Annotated in this window: 16 protein-coding genes and 1 tRNA gene; 7 read left to right on the top strand and 10 right to left on the bottom strand. The window is 68.4% G+C overall.

Features of this window, described 5'->3' with window-relative positions; translation table 11 throughout:
• Nucleotides 1-170: 170 nt before the first annotated feature.
• From ACIPSA_RS47930 to ACIPSA_RS47920, 3 genes are all read right to left on the bottom strand, one after another.
• Nucleotides 171-1,076 (bottom strand): LysR family transcriptional regulator, encoded by a 906-nt coding sequence (locus tag ACIPSA_RS47930; RefSeq protein WP_294003753.1) that lies wholly within the window; start codon nucleotides 1,074-1,076, stop codon nucleotides 171-173.
• A gap of 59 nt (nucleotides 1,077-1,135) precedes the next feature.
• On the bottom strand, nucleotides 1,136-2,020 hold the full coding sequence (locus ACIPSA_RS47925) for a HEAT repeat domain-containing protein (RefSeq protein WP_402647740.1): 885 nt from the start codon (nucleotides 2,018-2,020) through the stop codon (nucleotides 1,136-1,138).
• 201 nt (nucleotides 2,021-2,221) lie between these two features.
• A tRNA-Gly gene (locus ACIPSA_RS47920) sits at nucleotides 2,222-2,295 on the bottom strand.
• Nucleotides 2,296-2,864: 569 nt separating this feature from the next.
• Between ACIPSA_RS47920 and dcd the strand changes: the two genes are divergently transcribed.
• Both dcd and ACIPSA_RS47910 read left to right on the top strand, forming a co-directional pair.
• Nucleotides 2,865-3,440: a dCTP deaminase gene (dcd, locus tag ACIPSA_RS47915; RefSeq protein WP_402647738.1), complete on the top strand. Its 576-nt coding sequence runs from the start codon at nucleotides 2,865-2,867 to the stop codon at nucleotides 3,438-3,440.
• Between the two features lie 5 nt (nucleotides 3,441-3,445).
• Nucleotides 3,446-3,943 carry a phosphoribosyltransferase gene (locus tag ACIPSA_RS47910; protein WP_402647735.1) on the top strand — a complete coding sequence of 166 codons (498 nt, stop codon included), beginning with the start codon at nucleotides 3,446-3,448 and terminating at the stop codon, nucleotides 3,941-3,943.
• 166 nt (nucleotides 3,944-4,109) lie between these two features.
• Here the strand turns inward: ACIPSA_RS47910 and ACIPSA_RS47905 are convergent, their stop codons facing one another.
• The 5 genes from ACIPSA_RS47905 to ACIPSA_RS47885 all read right to left on the bottom strand — a co-directional run bounded on the left by ACIPSA_RS47905 (nucleotide 4,110) and on the right by ACIPSA_RS47885 (nucleotide 8,886).
• The gene (locus ACIPSA_RS47905; RefSeq protein WP_402647732.1) at nucleotides 4,110-5,141 is read right to left on the bottom strand and encodes a YIP1 family protein; all 1,032 of its coding nucleotides are present in this window, start codon (nucleotides 5,139-5,141) and stop codon (nucleotides 4,110-4,112) included.
• Nucleotides 5,142-5,202: 61 nt separating this feature from the next.
• Nucleotides 5,203-6,684 (bottom strand): FG-GAP and VCBS repeat-containing protein, encoded by a 1,482-nt coding sequence (locus ACIPSA_RS47900; protein ID WP_402647730.1) that lies wholly within the window; start codon nucleotides 6,682-6,684, stop codon nucleotides 5,203-5,205.
• Nucleotides 6,685-6,797: 113 nt separating this feature from the next.
• Complete coding sequence (locus ACIPSA_RS47895) at nucleotides 6,798-7,124, bottom strand: hypothetical protein (protein WP_402647728.1); 327 nt, start codon at nucleotides 7,122-7,124, stop codon at nucleotides 6,798-6,800.
• 12 nt (nucleotides 7,125-7,136) lie between these two features.
• A complete protein-coding gene (locus ACIPSA_RS47890; protein WP_402647726.1) occupies nucleotides 7,137-7,802 on the bottom strand; it encodes a peptidoglycan-binding protein in 666 nt (221 codons plus the stop codon).
• 76 nt (nucleotides 7,803-7,878) lie between these two features.
• Entirely contained in the window at nucleotides 7,879-8,886 is a 1,008-nt protein-coding gene (locus tag ACIPSA_RS47885; protein ID WP_402647724.1) for a zinc-binding alcohol dehydrogenase family protein, read from the bottom strand.
• A gap of 267 nt (nucleotides 8,887-9,153) precedes the next feature.
• Between ACIPSA_RS47885 and ACIPSA_RS47880 the strand changes: the two genes are divergently transcribed.
• From ACIPSA_RS47880 to ACIPSA_RS47870, 3 genes are read left to right on the top strand one after another with little or no spacing between them, the layout of a single operon-like run.
• Nucleotides 9,154-9,489 (top strand): hypothetical protein, encoded by a 336-nt coding sequence (locus tag ACIPSA_RS47880; RefSeq protein ID WP_402647722.1) that lies wholly within the window; start codon nucleotides 9,154-9,156, stop codon nucleotides 9,487-9,489.
• 8 nt (nucleotides 9,490-9,497) lie between these two features.
• Nucleotides 9,498-9,986 carry a MarR family winged helix-turn-helix transcriptional regulator gene (locus tag ACIPSA_RS47875; RefSeq protein ID WP_402647720.1) on the top strand — a complete coding sequence of 163 codons (489 nt, stop codon included), beginning with the start codon at nucleotides 9,498-9,500 and terminating at the stop codon, nucleotides 9,984-9,986.
• Between the two features lie 46 nt (nucleotides 9,987-10,032).
• Nucleotides 10,033-10,359 (top strand): antibiotic biosynthesis monooxygenase family protein, encoded by a 327-nt coding sequence (locus tag ACIPSA_RS47870; RefSeq protein ID WP_402647718.1) that lies wholly within the window; start codon nucleotides 10,033-10,035, stop codon nucleotides 10,357-10,359.
• Nucleotides 10,360-11,728: 1,369 nt separating this feature from the next.
• Here the strand turns inward: ACIPSA_RS47870 and ACIPSA_RS47865 are convergent.
• Complete coding sequence (locus ACIPSA_RS47865) at nucleotides 11,729-12,226, bottom strand: hypothetical protein (RefSeq protein WP_402647715.1); 498 nt, start codon at nucleotides 12,224-12,226, stop codon at nucleotides 11,729-11,731.
• Between the two features lie 869 nt (nucleotides 12,227-13,095).
• Between ACIPSA_RS47865 and ACIPSA_RS47860 the strand changes: the two genes are divergently transcribed.
• On the top strand, nucleotides 13,096-13,986 hold the full coding sequence (locus ACIPSA_RS47860; RefSeq protein WP_402647714.1) for a YncE family protein: 891 nt from the start codon (nucleotides 13,096-13,098) through the stop codon (nucleotides 13,984-13,986).
• 154 nt (nucleotides 13,987-14,140) lie between these two features.
• Nucleotides 14,141-15,217 carry a YncE family protein gene (locus tag ACIPSA_RS47855; protein ID WP_402647711.1) on the top strand — a complete coding sequence of 359 codons (1,077 nt, stop codon included), beginning with the start codon at nucleotides 14,141-14,143 and terminating at the stop codon, nucleotides 15,215-15,217.
• Nucleotides 15,218-15,460: 243 nt separating this feature from the next.
• On the opposite strand, the gene ACIPSA_RS47850 is transcribed toward ACIPSA_RS47855, so the two are convergent.
• A partial coding sequence (locus ACIPSA_RS47850) for an ATP-binding protein (RefSeq protein ID WP_402647709.1) occupies nucleotides 15,461-15,805 on the bottom strand: 345 nt, incomplete at its 5' end.

Genomic DNA, 15,805 nt, shown 5'->3' with positions numbered 1-15,805 from the left:
ACAACACCCTCGACATCGCCGACGCGGTGCGTCAGATACAGACCGAGGGCCCCAACGTATGGCCAGGTTGCTTGCCGCCGACGGTGGCCCACGTCCAACACCGAAGTGCGGGGGCCTGGATTCGCAGCGGTGTGCGCGACGGTTCCATGACCGGTGGGCGTGGTTCGGTGTCAGAGGGTTCGGGCCGCAGCGGCGTCGCGGAGGAGTCCGGCGAAGGTCAGGGCGGCGGGGGTGAGCGAGTGGTCGGCCATGCGAACCAGGAGGATGCGGCGGACGGGGGCCGGCGGCTGGAGGGGCAGGACGTTCACGCCGGGTCGGATGCCCTCCAGGGCCAGGGTGGGAGCAAGGGCGACGCCGATGCCGGCGGCGACCATGGCCTGGGCCTCCTGGTAGTCGTGGGCCTCGTAGGCGATGTGGGGCTCGAAGCCGACGGCGCGGCAGCCGCGCACGAGGGCTCCGGCCACCGGGTGATGCTCGGCGCGGGTGATCCAGGAGTCGTCTGCGAAGTCGGCGAGTGAGGCGGCGTCGCGGCCGGCGAGTGGATGGTGGTCGCTGACGAGAAGGGCCGGCGGGTCATCGAGGAGTGGGGTGATGACGATGTCCTCCCGGTCGATTCGGCTCCAGTCGTAGTCCCACATGAGGGACATCTCGATCTCCCGGTTCTCCAGCATCGTCCACAGCCCGGCGATGCGGGCGCTGCGGACGGTCAGCCGTACGTCGGGGTGGGCGTCCCGGAAGGCGATCACGGCCTGTGGGAGGAGCGAGGCACCGACGGTGGGGAAGGTGCCGATGCGCAGGGTGCCCGCGCGCAGGCCGACGTAGTCGGCGAGTTCGTTTTCCGCGGCCTGCAGTTCGCGTTCGATCCGTTGCCCTCGTTCGGCCAGCGCCCGTCCGGCGTCGGTGAGGGTGACGCCCCGGGCATGGCGTTCCAGCAGAGGCTGTCCTGCCTCCGCTTCCAGGCGGCTGACCTGCTGCGATACCGCTGACGGGGTGTAGTTGAGGGCGCGGGCTGTCGCGGTCACCGAGCCGCGCCGGGCGACCTCCGTGAACAACAGGATGCGCCGGACGTCGAGCATGCCGCCACCTCCAGCGTTCACTTCAGCTTAATAGCTATCCAGTTTTCCGAGATTGTACTTCACGCTGCCGTAACCCACCGTGGAGGACACCACGCACGGCGAGACCGTCGGTGGGCTTCCCCTTCCCTGGCTGTGAGGAGTCGGTTGTGCTGCGTCTGCAGGGCGAGATGATCCGCGGAGGAACCAGCAAGTGCTGGATCTTCGACCACCGCGAGCGCGAAGGTCACGGGCCGTGCGGCGGTCAGGCCGAGGACGCGCATGATCCCGGCCTGGTCTCCGCTGGGGACGGCCATCCAGTAGTTCCAGCAGGCCCACAGCGGTTCGGGGCGATCGTCTCGGAGCTTGATGCGGATGAGTCGCTCGATCGCGGCCATGTCGGCGCGCGACAGCGCCGGTTCGCCACCGAGTTCGGCGAGTACGGTCAACGCCCGCGCCCGCTGCCGGCCCGGCCCCCGCTCCCGGACGTGCCGGAGCAGCGGAAGCACGTGCTCGCCTGTTCGGATCAGAGTGTCCTGGGCCTGCCGCGCGACCTGTTGGTCCGGGTCGCCGAGCAGCGGCAGCAGGACGGCGGCCGACTGGCCGGCCTCGCCGCAGTGCTCGATCCCACGGACGGCCTGACGGCGCACGAGCGGCGCGGGGTGGGCGAGGGCTGCGGTGTAACGGTCGAGAACGGCCACGCCGAGCTGGGAGAACGCGAAGCCGACTCGCTTGCGGGACTCCTCGGTGGACGCGGAGACGAGCCCCTGGAGCAGACCGTCGAACCCTGCCTCCCCGATCCGCCCGAGTACGGCGGTGATCGGCCGCCAGTCCACCGGGGACTCCGCGTCCATCACCTCCCGCACCAACTGCTCCACCCCGTCGGCGCCGAACGTGACCAACGCGTCTGCTGCTGCCTCGTACCGGTCTGACCTGCCGAGGTCCCGTATCAGGTCGGCATTCACCACGTGCCCCTCCAGCAAGGTCGACCCGGCTTCAGAGCGTCATGATTCCGCAGGGGTCTGACATTGGCTGAGCGGTCCCGCTACTCGTACGTGCCCCGGGCAGGCCGTTCGTCCAGGAATGCCGCTCTGTGATGCGGTCGTGGTGTGCCACCTACCGGACTGGACAACGAACAAGGCCCAGGTCTCGGACCTGGGCCTCAATTCTGGAGCGGGTGACGAGAATCGAACTCGCGCTCTCAGCTTGGGAAGCTGATGTTCTACCATTAAACTACACCCGCGTAAGACGCCGATCGGATTCGGTGTCCGAATGCTCGCTCACTGTACCCCATTGCGGACCCCCGGCGCTCAGGCCTGGGGGTCTGAGTGTGTTTCAGAGGGGGGATCCGGCTGCGGGCGGCCGGAGTTGGGGCGTACGGTGGCGGGGTGGGACAGGGCCCGGATGGGGCCGGAGTGCCGCCTGGAGAGTCGTCCCTTTGATCCCGTAATGTGCTTTTGGCGCCAGGGCAGTAAGCCGGGCGCGGCTCTTGGGGAAGGGACTCTAGGACTTGATGGAACGCACCGTTGTCCGCTGTGCCGATGGGCACGTGTTCAGCACCGCTTCGTTCCCGATGCAGCAGGCCGAGCGGCTCGGCCCCGGTCGGCTCCTCCGGTGTCCACGGTGTGCCCGGCTGCGCAGTGTCGTGCCGGTAGCTCTTGAGAAGCGGTAGCCGACGGTAGCTGGCGGTAGGGCAGCGGTAGCCGACGGTATCCGGCGGCGGATTGCCGCAGTACCGTCAGCAGTACGGTCATCGGCGCGCGGAGTCGTCACGATTGTCACGGCTCCGCGCGCCTTGCGTATCCTCAGGACGTGCTTCTCTCAGACAAGGACATCCGGGCCGAGATCGACGCCGGGCGGGTACGGATCGATCCCTACGACGAATCCATGGTGCAGCCGTCGAGCATCGACGTGCGGCTGGACCGTTACTTCCGGGTGTTCGAGAACCACCGGTACCCGCACATCGACCCCTCGATCGAGCAGGCCGACCTCACGCGGCTCGTGGAGCCGGAGGGCGACGAGCCGTTCATCCTCCACCCCGGGGAGTTCGTGCTGGCCTCCACGTACGAGGTCGTCACGCTGCCCGATGATCTCGCCTCGCGGCTGGAGGGCAAGTCCTCCCTCGGGCGGCTCGGGCTCGTCACCCACTCGACCGCCGGGTTCATCGACCCCGGGTTCTCCGGGCACGTCACCCTTGAGCTGTCCAATCTCGCCACCCTGCCGATCAAGCTGTGGCCCGGCATGAAGATCGGGCAGCTGTGCATGTTCCGGCTGACCTCCCCGGCCGAGCACCCCTACGGCAGCGAGCGCTACGGCTCCCGGTACCAGGGGCAGCGCGGGCCCACCGCCTCGCGGTCCTTCCTCAACTTCCATCGGACGCAGGTGTGAGTGCCGTGAGCGACCTGCGCGAGAACCTGACCTACGAGCGGTTCGGTGTCGCGATTCGCGAGCTGGCCCAGACGATCGCCGATGACGGGTACGAGCCCGACATCGTGCTCAGCATCGCGCGGGGCGGGGTGTTCGTCGCGGGCGGGCTGGCGTACGCGCTGGACTGCAAGAACATTCATCTTGTGAATGTGGAGTTTTATACCGGTGTGGGGCAGACGCTTGAAATGCCCGTGATGTTGTCTCCTGTCCCCAATGCGATCGATTTCACCGACAAGAAGGTGCTGATCGCGGACGACGTCGCCGACACCGGGAAGACGCTGAAGCTCGTGCACGACTTCTGCCTCGACCACGTGGCCGAGGTGCGCTCCGCGGTGATCTACGAGAAGTCGCAGAGCCTCGTCAAGTGCGAGTACGTGTGGAAGCGCACCGATGACTGGGTGAATTTCCCCTGGAGCGTCGAACCGCCTGTCATCAAGCGTGCCGGGCAGGTTCTCGACGCCTGACGGCCGGCCCCGCGGCGCGCTGCCCGCCGGGAGCCAGACGTCGGCGCGCTGCCTGCCGGAAGCCGGAAGCCGGAAGCCGGAAGCCGGAAGCCGGAAGCCGGACTCAAGACGCGAAAGAGCCCCCGGCGCCTCAGTGCGCCGGGGGCTCTTTCGCGTCGGTGACCTGCTAGAACGTGCCCAGCTTCACGATCGACAGCAACGCGATCAGCTGGATCGCCGACGCGCCCAGCGCCTTCGGCCACGGCAGGTCGTGGGAGCGGCTGACCATCATGGTCAGCAGGGCGCCCCCGGCGACCCAGGTCGCCCAGCCCAGCAGCTGTACGAAGCCCGCGTCGCCGCCGAAGAACATGGCGAAGACCAGGCGGGGCGCGTCCGTGATGGACATGATCAGCATGGACAGGCCCACCGTGGGCTGCCAGGCGCCGTCACCGCCGAGCTGGCGGGCCATGGTGTGGGTCACCACGCCCAGGATGAAGGAGCTGATCACCATCGCGACGGACGTCGTCAGGACGATCGGGACCGCGTTGGAGAGCGTGGCGTTTATCGCGTCCGAACGGGCTCCGTCGAAGCCGAAGACGGCGAGGAGGCCGTAGAGGAACGTCACGATGAGGGCGGGGCCCCACATCGTGTAGTCCCGCATCCGGAGGAAGGTCTGGGCGGGGGCGAAGACTATGCCCCGCAGCAGCTCCTTCCAGTGCAGGGGCGGGCCGACGGGGCCTGCCGGGGCAGCCGGGGCGGACGAGCCCGCGCGGTAGGTTCCGCTCTGGCTGTACGGGTCCTCGCCGACCGAGAACGCCTGGGTGTGGCCCGGGTTGTTGGCCGCGTACGGGTCCGGGGCGCCGCCCTGGCCCGGGTGGCCGCCGTAGTCGTCGCCGAAGTACTCCGGCCCGTCGCCGCCCTGGCCGCCCGGGTAGCCGCCGTTCGCCTGCTGCCACTGGGCGCCGCCGCCGCGCTGCGTACTCCGCGGTCGCTGCTGCGGGTAGGGCTGCGGCGCCGACGGGTAGCCGTACGGCTGTCCCTGCGGCGCCTGTGCGCCGTACGACGGTCCCTGCGGGGCCTGCTGTCCTTGCGGGGCGCGGTCGTCCCGGCCGCCACGTCCGATCCTGAATCCAGCCACGTCTTCGAACGTACCTGGTCCGGGCGAGTCACGTGCCGGGCCCGGCCCTCCGGACCCGGCTTTGCTGCCGAGCTGTGACATCCCCTAAGGGACGCCTAAGGGGATGTCAGAAACCCGACCGGTCGAGAAGAGCTACGGCGGCTCAGTCGGCGAAGAGGGCGCCGAACTGGGGGGTGCCCGTCGTCGAGACACCGACGGAGCCGGGCGCGACGGTGTGGGCGCCGGTCGTGACGATCTTCGTGCCGTTGGACGGCAGGTACATGACCTGGCCGTCGCCGCCGTTCTCGTACGAGCCCACCAGCAGGTCGGCCTTCCCGTCGCCGTTGACGTCGTCGAGCTTGACGTCCGCGCCGAACAGGTCGTTCTTCTCGTCGTCGCCGGGGACACCCGCCGTGCTCTGGGCGAAGGACTGCGCGCCGGAGGCGGTGTTCACGCCGGACGCGGAGCCGTACAGGACGGTGACCTGGCCGGTGTTGGAGACGCCGCCGATGTCCTCGTTCGGGGTGGAGATGACCAGGTCCTGGTAGCCGTCGCCGTTGACGTCGCCCAGGTCGAGGTCCCAGCCGAAGCCGTCGGCCTTCTCCGAGGTGCCGGGGACACTGCCGGTGTCCTGGGTGATGCCGGTGGTGCCCGCAGGGCCGGAGGCGGAGCCGTAGGTGATGTTCACCTTTCCGCCCTTGGCCGAGTCCGGGATGGTGGTGCCGTCGCCGGTGGTGGCGTCCCAGGAGGCGCCGCTGACGATGTCCCCGAAGCCGTCGCCGTTGATGTCGCCGACGCCGGTGACTATGCCGGTCTTGAGCTTCTTGGCGGAGGCGACGCTCAGGCCGTTCGCGGTGCCGGGCACCCAGTAGTTGGTGTTCCAGCCGTGGGAGGTGGCCGTCTCGAAGCCGTCGACGATCAGGTCGGTGCGGCCGTCGCCGTTGATGTCACCGGCAGTGAGGTGCATCGGGCCGTACGGGAAGTCGCTGGTGCCCGTGTGGATCGGCGGCTTGATGGTGTACCGCCCGCCGGGCGTGCCGCTGCTGCTGAAGCCGCCCTTGTAGACGTAGATGGTGCTGGCCGAGCTGCCGACGGCCAGGTCGGCCTTGCCGTCGCCGTCGAAGTCGCCGGCGGCCAGGTCCCTGCCCCAGTAGTCGTGGGAGCCGGTGGCCGGGTCGGGGACGTCGATCCCCTTGCCGGTGAGGCCGTTCGCGGAACCCCAGAGGATGGCGAGGGCGCCACCGTTGGTGTCGGTGCCGACCTTCTCGCTCGGGGAGCCGACGGCGAGGTCGTCGTAGCCGTCGCCGTTGAAGTCGGCGTACGCCAGCCCGTCGCCGAACATGTCGCCGTCCTCGGCGGTGCCCGGGACGCCGGCGGTGTTCTGGCTGATGGTGGTGTGCTTGGCGTAGGTCACGCCGGAGTTGGTGCCGTAGAGCGCGACGACCTGACCGGCGTTCTTGTGGCCGTTGACGTAGGCGGTGGCCGCCGAGGTGACGACGTCGCCGATGCCGTCGCCGTTGAAGTCGGCCTGCGCGACCTTGACGGAGTCCGCGGCCGTCGCCGTCGCGGCCGAGAACGTGAGAAGACCGCCCGTCAGCGCGGCCGCGGTGGCCGTCGCGAGGGCGAGTCGCGGGAATGTGTGCATGCGGGTTCTCCTGCGGCATGCGGGGGATACCTGGCGTGGCATCCACAGTCGGTGGTGTCCGGACCGCCCGTGTTCGCCGGGAGTCGTGCCTCGGGTCATGGAGCGGTCGGCGATCAGGAGACCAGCGCCAAGAGGCAAGGGTTGTACGTGAGTTCGGCAATTCTTCTGAGACGGCTGTGCGGGGTGGGGCCGTCGGGAACGCACGCGTTCCGGACCGGCTGACACCCCCGGGTCCCCCGAGCCACGTGGGTGAGCACGGCGGCGACCGCCACCGCCACCGCCACCGCCACCGCCACCGCCACCGCCACCGCCACCGCACCCGCGACCGCGACCGCGACCGCGGGAGCGTTCCTGGTCGACGGCTCCCCGGCGAGCAGCGGGAGGAGCGCGACCAGGGTCTGCAGGGACGTCCGCAGGGTGCGGCGCATCGCGTCACTCATCGGACGGCCTCCTCAGCCGGTGCGCGGTACGCGTAGCAGGTCCCAGCTCGCGTGGCCCGGGATGCCGTCGGCGGCCGGGCCGGTGCAGCCGAGGGTGCGCTGCCAGGCGGCGTACGAGCGGACGTCCGCCTCGCCCCACACCGGGCCGGGGCCGACGGCGTAGCGGCCGCGGCCCTCGGCGACGAGGCGCCGGCCCACCGTCGTGATCAGCGGGCTGCGGCGACCGGCGACGAAGCAGGCGGCGCCGGGGAACGGTTCGTACGGCGTCGGGCCAGGCGCCGGTCGCAGGCCGAGGCGGGCGTCGATCCGGGTGCGCATGCCCGGCATCGAGAAGGGCGGGTCGATCTTCCGTCGCGTCCACTCCTTGTGCCCGGTCACGCTTGCCTCGCTCCAGCCGTGGGCGCGGCACAGAGCGGCCGACAGCCGCTCCACCGCGTCGAGTTGGGCCGTGGGGTACGGGTCGCGGCCGGTGCCGAGGTTCTCGATCTCGAAGCCGTAGAAGTGGGCATTGCCGTCGACGGCGTCGGCGCCCGAGGCGGGCGGTGGGGTCTTCTCGACGACCGCGGCGACCGCGGCGACCGCGGCGACCGCGGCGACCGCGGCGGCCAGGACCGTGGTGGAGCCGGAACCGGCGTGGTTGGTACGGCCCCAGCCGCAACGGGTGCGCTGATGTGCCACTGGCCAAGGCTGGGGCCAGGACCGGCCCGGCCGATGCAGCCGGAGCCGGTCACAGTGGAGGGGGCGGCCCGACGGATCAGGGCTTGAGGACGAGCTTGCCCGTGGTCCGGCCGGTCTCCAGAAGACGGTGGGCCTCGACCGCCTCGGCGAGGGGCAGCGGCTGGGTGGCTGGTGTGCGCACCTCGCCCGAAGCGACCCAACCCACCAGGCGTTGCAGCGCCTTGCCCGTCTCCGGCAGCCGCCGCTCGAACCAGACACCCAGGTTGAAGCCGATCAGGGACTGACTGGGAGCCGGGTCGTACAGCAGCGAAGCCAGCACGGCCGGGTCCAGGCCCTCAGTGGTGCCACTGACCGAGCCCAGGACGACCAGACGCCCGAACGGTGCCAGGGCACGCAGCGTCTGCTCCAGGCGGGCCGGGCCCGACATCTCCAGCGCGACGTCCACTCCGACCCCGCCCGTCAGTTCCCGCACCTTCTCCGGCCAGTCGTCCCGGGTGTAGTCGACGGCGTGGTCGGCCCCGAGCTCGAGGGCGATCTGACGCTTGGCCGGAGTGCTGGCGCCCGCGATAGCAGTGCCGGCGCCCAGGAGCTTCGCGATCTGCACCGCGTACTGGCCGACCCCTCCGGCCGCGGCCGGGATGAACACGCTCTGGCCCTTTCGGAGTCCGATGAGCTCGGTGAGGATGACGGTCGCCGCCAGTCCGGATACGACGATCCCGGCCGCGGCGTCGGAGTCGAGCCCCTCAGGGATCGGGATCACTGCGGCGGCGTAGGCGAGCGCCAGCTCCGCGTATCCGCCGGAGCCGTCGGCACCGACGCTGCCGAACACCTTGGTGCCGACCGCCGGGCCGTCCACACCGGGCCCAAGGGCGACGACGGTGCCCGCCACCTCGGCGCCCGGCACGAACGGCGATGGCGTGGCCACCGGGTAGACGTCACCGCGGCGGCGTAGGACGTCGGAGAAGTTGACCGCGGCGGACTCCACACGGATCAGCACCTGCCCCGGCCCCGGCTCCGGGTCGGGGAGCTCCACCAGCCGGAGCACCTCGGGGCCGCCCTGCTCGGTCATCTGGATTGCCTTCATCGCTCTACCTCACGTCAGTTAAGTTAGCTGAGTTAGCTGTCTGAGACAGGAGAATGCCTGCGATCGTGGATCTATTCCGTCGAGTCGAGGGGTTTCAGGCGGAAAGGCGAGTGAGACGCCGAGATGAGACAACGAGATGAGACACCGAGCTGCAGCACTTCGGTGACCTTTATGTGTCCGAGACAGTTAAATGGTCGAGCGGCTGCCGGCCCGGCTCGGTGACCGATCCGACTTGGAGATCAGCTGATGGGTACGTCCACGTCCCCCGTGTTCACCCCCGCCCCGCTCGGCGACCGCTTCGTCGTCCTTGCCGAGCCGCGCGAAGAGGGACTGATCCGGCACCTGGGCATCAGCAACGTTTCACCGGCGAACAACTCGCCGAGGCCCGTTCGATCGCGCCGGTCGTCTCTGGTCGTCGCCGTTCAGAACCGCTTCGGAGTCCTGGAGCAAGGCGATGTCGCGCTGGTCGACGAGTGCAACATGAGCGCCGCGCGCATCACCCTCGATCAGGACGACACGGCGCTCCTGGCTCGCCGGTGGCTCTCCATCGCGCGGTGGAGTCCGTCGGCCGTCGCAAATCGGTCTGAAGCCGCAGCGCAGTAGGATGATCCATGACTTCACGACGGCCCGGACGGGGCGGCGTCCCCTCCGCCACCGCTGCCGGCAGCGGCCCCATCAGCAACGCTCTGATCCGGGTGACGCGACTGCACGTCGTGCAGGCACGGCAGTTGTTCCGGGCCGTCGGGCTGCACCCCGGTCACGAACTGCTCCTGATGCATCTGTGGGACACCGGACCTCAGCGGCAGGCGGACCTCGCCGTGCTCTTCGACACGGACTCGGCTGCCATGACCCGCACTGTGCAACGCCTTGAGCGGACCGGGTTCGTCCGCCGACGCCCCGACCCGAACGACGGGCGAGCCACGCTGGTGGAGACCACCGCCGCCGGCAACGCACTGCGGCGCTCGGTGGAGCAGTTGTGGGCGCAACTCGAAGCGATCACAACCGCCGGCATGACCCCCGTACAGCAAAAGGCACTGTTGGAAGGGCTCGAACAGGTCGAGCACAACCTGGCCGCCGGTCACGGTTCCCAAGAGGGCTAGACAGCCGCTCACGCCCTCCTGATCACCCTTGCGGCAGGATGGGGACATGAGCGTAGTCAAGATCAACGTACTCACCGTTCCCGCTGAGCAGCGAGAGACGCTGGAGAAGCGGTTCGCCCATCGAGCCCACGCCGTGGAGAGCTCTGACGGCTTCGAGTGGTTCGAACTTCTTCGCCCGGTCGAAGGCACCGACAGCTACCTCGTCTATACGCGGTGGCGCGACGAGGAGTCGTTCCAGGCGTGGATGGAGGGGCCCATGAAGGCGGCGCACCAGGGTGGTGGGGAGGGCGGCGAGAAGCCGAAGCCTGCCGCCTCGGGCTCGACATTGTGGTCCTTCGAGGTCGTCCAACAGGCCGAGCCCAAGAACGCATAGTCCATTCCTCGCGAATCGTCCCGCCTAAAGGTCTCTTCGACGGCAACTGAGTTACAACCTTCTCCACCGAGTTCAAGTGCCCGCGCAAGCGCGGGCTGGCCCCTGGGGCCCGACCCCTCTGCGCCTTCGGCGCCGGGGTCGGCCCCTGGGGCCGCAGCGAGCTACGGCCCATGAGTAGAGACCTGGACACGGAGTGCCCCGGTCAGAACATGCCTCCGGCGGGGGCGCTCAGGCTCCGAGATGGCGGGGGCGGCGTTCGCGAGTGCCGGCCGAGTGTGGCGTGCGCGGGGTGCTCCCATCCCGTCTGCCGTCGACCCAGGCAGAGCCGAGCAGACGCGGCCCCTGGCGTCCAGGTCGTTCGTACAGTGGCGCGCTCCACCTGGACGCCAGGAACCACGCCCGCTCCACGGTGTGTGGGTCGACGGCAGACGGGATGGGAGCTGGGGCGGGTCGCGGGTAGGGGCAGTTGCGAAGGCTCCGGCCGGTGTTTTGCCAGGTCAGGCCGCACCCGCATACTCGATCTTGCGATACGGTGCGGATTCGCGTGACGACCTTCGGGAGGGGCAGTGCAGTTTCTGATCAACCGTGTCGCTCCTTGCGTGACGCCGGCCCTCCTGAGTCTTGCCTGTCTCTGTCTTGCTGGCTGTAACCCGGATCCGACCGATCCCGAGAACGTCGCCCCGATCACCCTGACGAACACCACATCCCACGCCCTGCGTGTCTTCTGGTGTGCCGGCGATGGAGAGAACGAGTGCTCGGAGCAAGACAGCCTCGGACGAATTGCCGCGGGTGGTACTCGCCACGTACAGATTTCGTCCTACGAAGTACTGCTGCGGATCACGCCCGCCTCAGGCCCAGAGGGATACGTCTGCAGCGATAACACTTCAGGCAGTTGGATAGTTCTGAGCCCGTCGTATCCCTCGGTGAAGTCTGCGTACGACCACTGCTCCGACGGATCGTCTCCAAGCACGACGGGCTGAGCGTCACACGCAAGCTTGTTAGGGCGGCGATCGGTCCTGGACCTTCGCAGTACAGCAGCGAGGTACAGCAACCATCGCGACCGGACCCAACCGCCAGCAGCCCTGCATGACCGTCTGACCAGCCGAGCAGACCCCAGCGACCGTCCCGCCCATAGTTCGCATCGAGAGGCACCCCGTGACACCCTCGCTCGGGCTGTCTCTGGGCCGTTCGGTGATGACCGGCTCCAGGATCCGGGCAGCGACGCTTGACTGGGGCATTGAAACTCCAGCCCAAAGCCGTTCCATCGACCTCGAATTGGTACCGGCTCACGGGGGTGAGGCCGGTTCAGCACCCCGTGACGGCGATCTATGCGAAGTCGAGGAGGTAGCGCACCAGAACGCGGACCGCGTTATCCGAGGGCCGACGCGAGGCCGCCCACAAGGAAGCATGCGAGGGATGTGATGGGCCCCAACCACTCCGGCAGCCCGAGCGTGCTGCGCTTCTCGAAGCCATGTCCGGCCCTTGGGACGGCGGCGTCGCGGCGGCGCAGCAACTCCTGCGCGACGGTGTCCCGCTTGGCCTTGCCTGTCAGAGGGGCGGCGTCGAGTGCGGCCACCGACAGGCGGCCGTACCCCGACACGACAAGGGTGAGGGCGGTCCGCCCCTCCAGTGCCGTGATCAGGTGGTAGGGGACAAGGCAGTACGTGAATATGTTGTTCACCCGGAGGCGGTCCTGCTCGAACGATACGTAAGGGTTCAGGAGCAGCCGCCAGACCATGTACATGCCGAACAGTGTGGGAGCCAGCGGGATCAGGCGCGTCATCCACGAGCCGGTCTCGGTCGCGTCCTCCTGGACCAACACCTGCAAGGCCACCATCGCTGCCTGTCCTGCGACGGCCAGCACCACCTTGGGGGTTCTCCTGATCCTCACCACTGAGCCGGATCCTTCGTCGTGTCCATTCGGACAGTCCTGCCCCGCCCCCGGGAATCGGGCGGGGCGAGAAACCTACTAGGTACTGTCCGGCGGGTCATCCTCGCAGCCTCCGCGCGGGACCCTCTGACCCCGCCCGCAGCCCACGTGCCCCCTGCGTGCCCGATTCGGTAGTACCAGCCGGGAAGCAGCAGGGAGCCACGGTAATTGGTCCAGGAATACACATCAGCGCCCTGCCAGGTCAGCCGTGATCCGCATGCGCGATCTTCCAAACTGGTGCTCCAGAACACGGGCAACGGCGCTTCACTGGGTCATCAGACTCCACCGACCTGCTGGACTGTGCGCAGGATGATTGGGCGCTAGTTCGAGGCCATATCCGATGCCCGCATTACGACAGTCGGGCTACGGACCTTCTCACCAGCGACCCAACAAGCGGAAGTGGTCCCCCTGAAGGGTTGCAGACCATTCATACGAGTTCGAAGCTCGGCCGTTTGTGCAGTCGACAATGTCCACGAGCGAGCCTGCAAAGCGGCGCACCAAGACCGAGTCATCATGCAGCTAACGGCTGGTAAATCGAAGCCGCGCACAGCCCGGCGGCCGTACCCCGAGCTCTGGACTTTCCAAGCGTGAGACGCAGCATCCAGGAGACGCCGATGAACAGCGCCCCAGACGAGTGCACCCATATTCCCGAAAGAAGCACGAACAAGGCATCGAAACAGGCGCGTCATGGCCGACGCGCATGGGTGGCTGGGGCCGTGGCTGCACTATGCACCGCACTGCTGCCCGCAGGCGCTCCGCAGGCGGTAGCAGCCCAGCGCCCACACCACTGCGCCGACCCCGCCTACGTGACCAACGCCAGCGACGACACCGTGTCCGTGATCGACACGCGAACCAACCAAGTGGTCGGCTCCCCCATCAACGTCGGCGACGGCCCGGTTGCGGTCGCGGAGGACGCGCCCCGCCGTCGCGCCTACGTGACCAACCAGAACGACGACACCGTGACGGTGATCGACACCCGCACCGACCAGGTGATCGGGTCCCCCATCAACGTCGGCGACAACCCGGTCGCGGTGGCAGTGGATCAGCCCCGGGCCCGCGCCTATGTGACCAACGCCAACGACGACACCGTGACGGTGATCAACACCCGCACCAACCAGGTGATCGGGTCCCCCATCAACGTCGGCGACAACCCGTTCGCGGTGGCAGTGGATCAGCCCCGGGCCCGCGCCTACGTGGCCAACGCCGACGCCGGCACCGTTTCGGTGATCGACACCCGCACCAACCAGGTGATCGGGTCCCCCATCAACGTCGGCGGCACGACCCTGTTCGCGGTGGCGGTGGACCAGCCCCGGGCCCGCGCCTACGTGACCAACTTCAACAACGACACCGTGTCCGTGATCAACACTACGACCAACCAGGTGATCGGGTCCCCCATCAACGTCGGCGACGGCCCGATCGGGGTGGCGGTGGACCAGCCCCGGGCCCGCGCCTACGTGACCAACTTCAACGACGACACCGTGTCCGTGATCAACACTACGACCAACCAGGTGATCGGGTCCCCCATCAACGTCGGCGACGGCCCGTACGGGGTGGCGGTGGACCAGCCCCGGGCCCGCGCCTACGTGGCGAACTTCAGCGCCGGCACCGTTTCGGCGATCAACACCCTCACCAACCAGGTGATCGGGACCCCCATCACCGTCGGCAACAACCCGATCGGAGTCGCCATCGTCGGCTGACCGCAGCAAATCCAACGAACCGCGCCCGCCAGAGCCTGATCAAGCTCTGGCGGATGGGCGCACCGAAGAAGCTGCTAACTGCCGGCAATCCACAGTCGAGCCGTCTCCGGCTCAGGACTCTTGACGCGTACGGCTCAGCATCCAGGAGATGCCCATGAACAGCAATCCAGACCAGAGCACCCCCAGCCCCGAAAGGCGCATGAACAAGGCATCGAAACAGCCACGTCACACGCGACGTGTGTGGGTGGCTGGGGCCTTGGCGGCACTATGCACCACGCTGCTCCCCGCAGGCATTTCGGAGGCGGCGGCAGCCCAGCATCCGCCGGTGTGCGATGACCCTGCCTACGTGGTCAATTTGAACGACGACAACGTGTCGGTGATCAACACGCAGACCAACCAGGTGGTCGGGTCTCCCATCGGCGTCGGCGACGCCCCGGTCGCAATCGCGGTGGACACGGCCCGCCGACGCGCCTACGTGGCCAACTCCGGCGACGACACCGTGTCCGTGATCGACACTGCAACCAACCAGGTGGTCGGGTCCCCCATCAACGTCGGCGACGACCCATTCGCCGTGGCAGTGGATCAGCCCCGGGCCCGCGCCTACGTGGCCAACGCCAACGACGACACCGTGACGGTGATCGACACCCGAACCAACCAGGTGGTGGGCTCGTCCATCCCTGTCGGCGACGGTCCGGATGGGATTGCGGTGGACACGGCCCGTCGGCGCGCCTACGTGGCCAACGGCTTCGACGGCACCGTGACCGTGATCAACACCGTGACCAACCAACCCGTCGGCTCCCCCATCGGCGTCGGCAGCGGTCCGGTGCGGGTGGCGGTGGATCAGCCCCGTGCCCGCGCCTACGTCACCAACATCAACGATGACAACGTGTCAGTGATCAACACTGTAACCAACCAGCTGGTCGGGTCGCCCGTCGGCGTCGGCGACGCCCCGATCGGGGTGGCGGTTGATCAGTCCCGTGCCCGCGCTTACGTGGCCAATGCCGGCGACGACACCGTGTCCGTGATCGACACCCGAACCAACCAGGTGGTCGGCTCCCCCATCGGCGTAGGGGACACCCCATTCGCGGTGGCGGTGGACCAACCCAGTGCCCGCGCCTACGTCACCAACTCCGGCGACGACAACGTGTCCGTGATCGACACGCGAACCAACCAGGTGGTCGGCTCCCCGATCGGCGTCGGTGACAATCCGGTCGCGATCGTAGTCTTCTAGCGCACGCAGCAGATCCAGGCGAATCGCACCCGGCAGAGCGTGATCAGGTTCTGCCGGGCGTGAGTACGGGAGGTGTCAGCTCGCGCCGGGAGGGCCGCATCGATCTCAACGTGAGGCACAGCAGCGGAGTGCTGCAACCACCGCAACCCCAGCCGATTGGCAAAGACCCCTGAAGACTGTCGGCGGTCTCTGAACCTGGACCCCTTTGGGGTCGGTGACTTTTGACCCCGTGTGTGCAGTTGTTCACCCGGTTGCCGCGCTCGGTGTGCGGCCGATGTCGCGGTCTTTGAGCCGGTAGGAGTCTCCCTTCAAGGAGAGCACATCGGCGTGATGGACGAGTCGGTCGATCATGGCGGCGGCGACGGTGTCGTCACCGAAGACCTCTCCCCAGCGTCCGAACGGTTTGTTGCTGGTCACGATCACGGACGCGCGTTCGTAGCGGCCGGAGATCAGCTGGAAGAACAGGTTCGCTGCCTCCGGTTCGAAAGGGATGTGTTGGGTCGGGGACGGGACGCCGTGCACCCTCTCGGGTGTCGGTTTTCCCATCCCCGCCCGCCGAACCGGACGTGCCCGTTGGCCGAGCATCCG

The sequence above is a fragment of the Streptomyces sp. NPDC086549 genome, from assembly GCF_044746205.1.
GTDB lineage: Bacteria > Actinomycetota > Actinomycetes > Streptomycetales > Streptomycetaceae > Streptomyces.
This window is presented reverse-complemented; position numbering and strand designations above follow the sequence as displayed.